Raw genomic sequence first — 6522 nt, forward strand, 5'->3', positions numbered from 1 at the left:
AGGGTGGCCTGTGTCACCCTGTCGGCTCCTGACACGGAGGCTCTGCCATGCTGCACGGAATCGATCCGAGGGTCACACCGGAGTTGCTGTATTGCCTGGCTCGGATGGGGCACGGCGATGAGCTGGTTGTCGCCGACGCGAACTACCCGTCGACCACCACAGCAGCAACCTGCCGGCTGACCGAGGTCCTGCACTGCCCGGGCTGCGACGCCGTCGAGCTCGTGCGCCTGATCACCGGTCTCATGCCGCTCGACGGCTTCCACGACTACGCCGCGCTGCGCATGGAGATCGACAAGGCCCCTGACGAGATGAGCGCTGTGCACGAGGCGGCCTGGAACGTCATGACACCGCGCCTGCCTGAGGGTGGCGTGCTCGCGAGCATCGAGCGACAGGATTTCTACGGCAAGGCTGCCCGCGCCTTCGCGGTCGTGCAGTGCACCGAGATGCGCCCTTTCAGCTGCTTCATTCTGCGCAAGGGTGTCATTTTCTGACACCCGCCGACGCGCGGTGTCAGCCGAGCACAGCGGGGTCGTCGCAGTGCAGCGTGCCGCTGGCGCTGGCTTCGATGTACACGCCCATGTCGACGTGGCCGAAGTGGGCCTTGATCAACGCGGGCACGTTGAGGTCGCGCTCGGCGGTGGCCGGGTTGACCTGCGTTGCCGGGCAACGGCGGGTGCGTTGCAGCACGGTGAAGGTGGTGTCACCGAGGGTGATGCGCTGGCCGACGTGCTCGAGCTCGGCGAAGGGCGGCCACCCGTCGACGACGATGTTGGCGCGAAAGCGGGCGACGTCGATCGGCGTGCCGACACGTTCGGCCAGCGCCGCCACCGACGCGAGGTTGACCAGTGAGATGGCGTGCATCATCTGCTCGGAAGTCACCGACACGTCGGTGAAGCGGTGCGGGTGGGCGGTGGCGAACTGTGGGCGGTCGGCATCCGAGAGGGCCAGCAGCTCAGCGAAGAAGGCGCTGGCCCGCGCCTGTTCGGCCTCGTCAGCGAGCGCGAAACGCTGCTCGCCTGTCTCCTGGCCGCGGACCACCAGCACCCGTGTCTCGGGGTCGAAGCGGGTCTCGAGGCTCGCCAGGGCCTCGTAGCCGTAGAGTGCGAGGAAGTTGCTTTTGGGCAACGGCGTCGGGTTGGCCGGATCGAAGCCGCTGCTCGCCTTGGCGAGGCCGAATTCGCGGTCGCCCGGAAAGCCCTGTCCTGCGCGGAGGTCGACGCGCTCGTGCGAGACGGCCGAGAGGCCCTTCACGGGGTAGCTGTGCAGTTCGACGATGTGGCCTGACACGGGGTGGCGTGCTCCGGGTGTGCAGAGGGTGGTTCAGGGTCGCACATTTGCGCGGTTGGATCTGCTGCGTTGCCGCGCGTGAGCGCATCACGTGACCAGACGGATGGGCGGCACGGCGACCGGATCCGGCACCGGCTCGGCCGAGGCGTCCCGGTCGAGTTGCCAGCAGACGTCGGCGGTGGCCGCCAGGGTGCGCCGGTGGGTCACGAACAGCACGGTACCCGGGTAACGCGCGATCACACGCTTTAACGCGCGCAGTCCCGCCGCGTCCAGTGCGGCGTCTGCTTCGTCGAGCAGCAGCACGGTCGGCTGTCGGATCAACGCGCGGGCGAGCAGCAACCGCATGCGTTCGCCCTGGCTCAGGTTGTGGCCGTTCTCCGCGACGAGGCGGTCGAGAAAAAACGGTGAATCCGGCGACGTGATGTCCATGCCACAGCGGCGCGCAACGCGTTTCAGCGCCGATGTCTTGCAGCGTGGCAGGCCGTAGCTCAGGTTCGAGCGGACAGTGCCCCGCAGCAAAGGCAGCGCAGTCGACACCAGGGCGACACGGCGACGCAGCGTCGCGAGTGGCAGGCTTGCAATCGGCGCACCGTCCAGTGTGATCTGGCCGGCGTCCGGGTCGATCAGCCGGTTGGCCAACTGCAGCAGGGTCGATTTGCCGCTGCCATTTCGCCCCTGAATGGCAATGCGTTGACCCGGCGCGGCCGCCGCGCTGAACGGTGTGAGTGACCCCGCCACCGACACGGTGTCAAAGCGCAGCTCACCCTGCCATGCGTCGGGTGCGGCGGTGGGTGCGTGTCGTTTCTTCAGGCGTGGCAGTCTCAGCAGCGCGCGCGTGCGCTCGCTCGCCACCCGGGCGGCGCGCCACAGCTGGTAGAGCCGTCCGAACGGGTAAAACTGGGTCGAGAGCATCGCCACGATGCTGAGTGCCGCCACCACATCGCCGGCCGTGGCCTGTCCGCGCGACGCGGCCCACGCGCCGATCAGCACCGTAGCAGCGCTGCAGAGGCCCCCGGCGAGTTGGGCGCCGGCACGAATGCCACCGCTGCACCAGGCGTTGTGGGCCATCGCGCGGAGCAGGGCTCTGGATTGCTTCGCAAGCCGCGCGCGTTCGCGGCGATGGGTGTGAAAGGCCTGCACCGTGGCCATACTGTGCAACTTCTCGGCGACGTTGCCGGCGAGCCGACCGCGCTGGCGCCGTGCCGCGCGAATGCGGGTGTCGAGCAGGGTGCCGCTCAACAGCAGGCAGCCGATGGCGGTGCACACGATCGCCACAACGGTCCAGCCAATCCACGGTTGGAGTGTGATCAGCGCCGCCAGACAGCCGACGGTCGATACCGTGCCCACGCACGCGCGGGCGATGCCCGCGCTGATCCAGTTCTTCAGTGTGCCGAGGTCGGTCACGAAGCGGGTGATCAGGGTGCCCTGCCGCTTGCGGGACAGGGCGCGCGGGCTGACGGACGTCAGGTGGTCGAACACGGCGAGGCGCAGGGTGGACACGTAGCCCTGACCGAGGCGCTCGGCGACAACCCGCTCGGCCCAGCGCAGGGCGCCGGCGGCGACAGCGCAACCGATCAGGATCAGCGCTGGGCCGAGTGTGCTCGACGCAGCGGCGCCCGACACACCGGCGCCCGTATCGCCCAGCGTGTTGATGATGTGCCGCAGGCACAACGCCGTGGCCACGACGGCGGCCGTGTGGCACACGCCGATGGCGACGAGCTTGGCCAGCAGCGCCGAACGCCCCTCGGCGAGCAGCGGTGGCATGTCACGCATAGCGTGCCCACGCACTCTGGGTGTCGAGCGATTGCAGCCGGCCAGCAGCCAGGTCGACGTTGTGTTGGGTCGGCACCCCGGTTGCGCGTTCGGCCTCGAGGCAGGCGAGCTTGGATTGGGTGATTGCCCCCGAAATGGCGACCGGTTCGATGCCGTGTTGCGATAACAGGCGCACACCGGCTTCGGCCGCCATCGGGTCGCCGGTCGCAAACACCACCTGGTTGGCTCGGCGCAGCAGGTCACTCTGCTCGAGCACGGCACGCGTCTCGCGCTGGAACAGCCCATCTGCGATTTCGATGAAGGCAATGTCGGCGAGGGCCCGCGCGCGGTTGAGCAGGGTGTCGGCGATGCCGACGATCTGATCGACCGCGAGGCCTGCCGTGCTGGCGTAGCCAGCGTCGGTAAAGTCCAGCGCGCAGTGGGCGCCGGCGTCGAGGTAGTGCCAGAGGTCGCCGCCCGCGCCGGTGCCGGTGACTTTGACCGCGGCGACGCGTTGTCCACTGAGGCGCGCGCCGCGGACCAGGTTGGCGACCGTTGTGGTTTTGCCGGTGTTCATGCCGGAGCCCACCACGACGCAGGTGCGGATCGGCTCGGCCGACGTCGCGACCGTGGTGCGCGGCGCGTAGTCCATCACGTTGAGGCGTGAGCGGTCGGCCCGGCACAGAAAGCCCAACGGTTCGATCTGCGTCGGCAGGCGCACCGCGGTGCTGCGCGAGGCGAGTGTGGCGGCGATGCCTCCGGCGGCGACCAGTCGGCACGGGGCCATCGTGTCCGGCACCACCGCCTCGAACTGGTCGGTCGCGTAGCGGTTGCCGTAGGCGACCACGATGTCATCGTCGACGAACAGTCGAACACGGCGCCCGTCGGGCGACTCGAGTCGTCGGTGCTGGCCGAGTTGCGTCACCCGCGCGAGGATGATGTCCCCGGCACGTGGCTCACCGGTGTCGACCAGCAGGGCGCTGTCCTCGAGGTCGACGTTGCGTGTGACAAACGCGCGTTTGGCGGTCAGGGCGCGACGATCGATGATGGCCGATGACACCGCGCTGTGGGCCTCGGCGGCGTCGTTGTTCGAGCGGGGGTGTGCGGGGTGGGACATGTCTGCAAACTCGGTGTGTTGTGGGTGAACACCCAGTTTGCGGGCCGGCCGGGCGCTGCAGCAGCAGACTTTTGTTCGGAAAGTGTTCGGGACGATCCACCGCGTCGAGGCGCAGGCCAAGGACGCAGGCCGACGCGCCAGGCCCGGCCACCTCAGGCTGTAGCGGTTTTGTTCGGGTTTTGTAGAAAACGGCGTTCGGCACTCGACATTTCAGCCCGATGCCCGATGCTATAGTGCAGCCTCCAAAGCGTCCGTTGGTCCCGTGTTTTCTCGCATCTACACTGGCATCGTGTTGTCCTTGCTGATTGCATCGCTGCTCAGCTATGCCGTGTACCTGTGGTCCTACAACACTCGGTACCCGCAGCACGAGTCACGGTCGCTGTCGGGCGTCGTTTCCCTGGTGGCCTCAAAAATACAAGCACAGTCGCCGGCGACACGCGAGCGCTATCTTCGCATCGTCTCTGACCTGCTCGATGCCTCTGCTGAGACCGTCGCAGTCGAGTCCCTGGCCGACGGTGCTCGTGGGCCGTTGAGGCGCGGTGAGCCTCATCGGTTGGATGTGACAACCGATGCCATGGTGTGGTGTCTGCCAGTCGACGCGCGCGAGTGCGTAGAGCTTTCGGTATCACCCCTGTCAGAGCTGCATTTCCGTGCCATGGCCATTTTGTACGTCGCTGAGATGAGCCGGCGTAGCGCACCGGCCACGGTCGAATCGCTGCAAGCCCTGTCGCCCTTTGCGCTCGCCGTGCTGCCGCTGGAGGCGGTCGAGGCCGATGCGCAGCAGCGGTCGCGCCTCGACAACGGCGCGGTCACGCTGATTCCCTCCGCCGCGGACCCGAACTCCTTTGGTGTGTTCGCGCCCATTGACGGAGCATCGGTGCTGCACATCGGTCCGATCGAGCGCTTCGACCGGTTTCCCGTCTCGCTGGTCGTCGGCTTGCTCGCGACGGCGGGCGGGGTTGTCGGTGTCGCGTGCTACCTGCTGGTCGCGCAGCTCGAGCGCCAGCTGCACCGCATGAGCAGCACCATGGCACGCTTTGGTGAAGGGGCATTGGATGCCCGCGTGGCGCACTCGGGGGACGATGCGGTGGCCCGCGTGGGCAAGCAGTTCAACACCATGGCGACCAACATCAAGCGCGTTGTCGACGGCGAGCGGTCTTTCATCGGTGCCGTGTCGCACGATTTGCGCACACCCCTGGCGCGAATGCGCTTCCGCCTCGAGGACATCGAGCACCCGGTCAGCGAGGCCGAACGCGGCGCGGCTCTGGTCGGTCTGCGTTCGGATCTCGACGACGTGCAGGGCTACATCGACGAGTTGCTCGAGCACCACAGGCTCGGCTCTGCGCAAGCGGCCGTGTTCGGTGACACCGTGGTCGATTCGGTGGTGCGCGACACCGTGGATGCAATGCGGACACAATACGCCGGTGTGCAGATCGACACCGAGCTCAATGCCGAATCCGCTTTCCACCTCGACAAGCGTCTGTTTCAACGCATCGTGACCAACCTGATCGACAATGCGTGCAAGTACGGCAAGGGCGTGGTGCGCATCACCACCGCGGTGTCGGAGCTCGGTCTGACGCTGTGTGTCGCGGACAACGGCGCGGGCGTGCCACCGGCAGAGCGTGGGCGTGTGTTCGACGTGTTCTACCAGGCCGAAGGCAGTCGTGGGTCGACGCGTTCAGGCTACGGGTTGGGCCTCTCGATCGTGAAGCGGGTGATCGCTTTGCACGACGGTGACATCGACATCGGAGACTCGGAACTTGGCGGTGCGTGCTTTTGCGTCCACTTGCCGCGCCGAGTTGACAAGCGCGAGGCGCGTATCGCCCAGCGCGAGAGCGCCCGTGTTTAGGCTGTATCAGCGATTCGGATGCGCCGTCGCCATCCCGGTCGCCGTGGCCTTGTGTGGGATGCCGGCGACGGTGCACGCTCGCGACGAATCCGACTACACCTGGGATGAGTTGCAGGCCCGACGCGTTCTGATCGACATCATGGACGAGGTGGAAGGTGATGCGCCGGAGGACAGTGAGCGGTCTTTCGGCGGTGAGCAACGGACGGAGTTCGAGTTGACGAAACTGCGCGAGCTGCTCGATCTGCACGACGAGGAAGATGGGGGCGGTGACGGCGACGAGGGCGACGAGGGCGACGAGGGCGACGAGGGCGACGAGGGCGACGAGGGCGACGAGGGCGATGAGGGCGATGAGGGCGATGAGGGCGATGAGGGCGACGCCGGCGACGCCGGCGACGAGGGCGACGAGGGCGACGAGGGCGACGAGGGCGACGAGGGCGACGAGGGCGACGAGGGCGACGAGGGCGACGAGGGCGACGACGGCGACGAGGGCGACGAGGGCGACGAGGGCGACGAAGGC

6 protein-coding genes are annotated in these 6522 nt (G+C 67.6%); 3 read left to right on the forward strand and 3 right to left on the reverse strand.

From position 1 onward, the window contains the following. The first annotated feature begins 47 nt into the window (after positions 1-47). Positions 48-491 (forward strand): RbsD/FucU domain-containing protein, encoded by a 444-nt coding sequence (locus tag AAGA11_16780; GenBank protein MEM9604523.1) that lies wholly within the window; start codon positions 48-50, stop codon positions 489-491. Between the two features lie 19 nt (positions 492-510). Here AAGA11_16780 and AAGA11_16785 read toward each other — a convergent pair whose 3' ends face one another. The 3 genes from AAGA11_16785 to AAGA11_16795 all read right to left on the reverse strand — a co-directional run bounded on the left by AAGA11_16785 (position 511) and on the right by AAGA11_16795 (position 4156). Continuing rightward, positions 511-1287: an MOSC domain-containing protein gene (locus AAGA11_16785; GenBank protein MEM9604524.1), complete on the reverse strand. Its 777-nt coding sequence runs from the start codon at positions 1285-1287 to the stop codon at positions 511-513. Positions 1288-1374: 87 nt separating this feature from the next. Further along, positions 1375-3060 (reverse strand): ABC transporter ATP-binding protein, encoded by a 1686-nt coding sequence (locus AAGA11_16790; protein ID MEM9604525.1) that lies wholly within the window; start codon positions 3058-3060, stop codon positions 1375-1377. Next, the gene (locus tag AAGA11_16795; GenBank protein ID MEM9604526.1) at positions 3053-4156 is read right to left on the reverse strand and encodes a DUF1611 domain-containing protein; all 1104 of its coding nucleotides are present in this window, start codon (positions 4154-4156) and stop codon (positions 3053-3055) included. Before AAGA11_16795 ends, AAGA11_16790 begins: the two co-directional genes overlap by 8 nt. 262 nt (positions 4157-4418) lie before the next feature. Between AAGA11_16795 and AAGA11_16800 the strand changes: the two genes are divergently transcribed. Both AAGA11_16800 and AAGA11_16805 read left to right on the forward strand, forming a co-directional pair. Then, the gene (locus tag AAGA11_16800) at positions 4419-6005 is read left to right on the forward strand and encodes an ATP-binding protein (GenBank protein MEM9604527.1); all 1587 of its coding nucleotides are present in this window, start codon (positions 4419-4421) and stop codon (positions 6003-6005) included. Then, a partial coding sequence (locus tag AAGA11_16805; GenBank protein MEM9604528.1) for a hypothetical protein occupies positions 5998-6522 on the forward strand: 525 nt, incomplete at its 3' end. The genes AAGA11_16800 and AAGA11_16805, both read left to right, overlap by 8 nt.

This window comes from Pseudomonadota bacterium (genome assembly GCA_039196715.1).
In the GTDB taxonomy this organism is placed as follows: domain Bacteria; phylum Pseudomonadota; class Gammaproteobacteria; order CALCKW01; family CALCKW01; genus CALCKW01.